This is a genomic window from Frigoribacterium sp. 9N, assembly GCF_902506305.1.
In the GTDB taxonomy this organism is placed as follows: Bacteria; Actinomycetota; Actinomycetes; order Actinomycetales; family Microbacteriaceae; genus Frigoribacterium.
Window position 1 is genome coordinate 1 of sequence record NZ_LR733405.1, and the last position, 1,294, is coordinate 1,294.

The 1,294-nt window shown below is 71.6% G+C and carries 1 protein-coding gene; it reads right to left on the reverse strand.

Features of this window, described 5'->3' with window-relative positions:
- The coding region (locus ARTHRO9V_RS15660) for a LacI family DNA-binding transcriptional regulator (protein WP_159829074.1) at window positions 1–1,024 on the reverse strand (1,024 nt) is incomplete at its 3' end.
- Window positions 1,025–1,294 lie beyond the last annotated feature (270 nt).

The window sequence follows — 1,294 nt, forward strand, 5'->3', positions numbered from 1 at the left end:
GGTCGGTCGGGTCCGTGGGGGACGAGGAGGCGCGGGTCGTCGACTCGCGGACGATCAGTTCGCTGGGCAGCACGACCGAGTCGGGCGTGCGCCCGTCGATGACCTCGTGCAGCAGCTGGACGGCGATGCGGCCCATCTCCTCGACGCTGTGCGCGATGACGGTGAGGGCCGGGTCGAGCAGCGAGAACCACTCGATGTCGTCGAACGCGACGACCGAGACGTCGGTGCCCATGCGCATGCCGAGCCGGTTGAGCATGGCGATGGCGCCGACGGCCATGAGGCTGTCGGCCGCGAGCAGGGCGGTCGGCGGCTCGTCGAGCTCGAACAGGGCGTGCACGGCGGCCGAGCCACTGGCGGACTGGAAGTCGCCGACGTAGACCAGGTCGGGGTCGGTGCTGAGGCCGAGTTCGGCGGCGGCCGCGGTCCAGGCCTCGAGTCGCTCGCGCCCGGTCGAGACGCTCTGCGGGCCCGCGACGTACCCGACGCGCTCGTGGCCGAGGTCGACCAGGTGCTGCACGGCGGCCCGGATGCCGGGGACGCTGTCGGTCGTCACGCTCGGCACGTCCACGCCGGGGATCGTGCGGTCGACGAACACCGTCGGCACCTCACGGGCGAGCAGCGAGTCGATGCTGGCGGAATCGGTGCCCTGCGGGGCGACGATGACGCCGTCGACGCGGCGCGAGATGAGGGTGTCGAGGTAGCGGTCCTGCTGCTCGCGGTTCTCGTTGGCGTTGCCGAGGAGGGTGACGTAGCCCAGTTCGAGCAGCGACTGCTCGATGGTGTGGGCGAGGTCGGCGAAGAACGGGTTGCGGACGTCGGACACGAGCAGGCCGACCGTGTCGGAGCGGGTCGAGCGCAGGGCACGGGCCTGGGCGTTCGGCCGGAAGTCGAGCTCGCGCACGGCCCGTTCGACCTGGGCCCGGGACTCGGCGGAGGTGGCCGGGTTGCCCGACAGCACGCGCGAGGCCGTCGCCGCCGAGACGCCGGCGCGCTGCGCCACGTCCCTGATCGTCACGGTGTTCATCGGGCTCTACCTCGTCGTAGTGGTGCGGGTCGCAGGGTGTCCGCCCGGCGTGGAATCGATTCCATGGAACCGATTCCACGACAGTAGACGAGCCGCCCCCTCCTGTCAACGCGAGCCCACGCCGACCTGTGATGCCTGCCGCTGCACCTGGTTTCGAACCGAACACCCGGTTGCAACCGGGTGCATCGTTCGAAACCGGGTGCGTCGCGACACAGGACGCCCCCCGAGGAGGCGCGGTGCCCACCCCAGCCGCCCCGCGCCTCCTCGGGG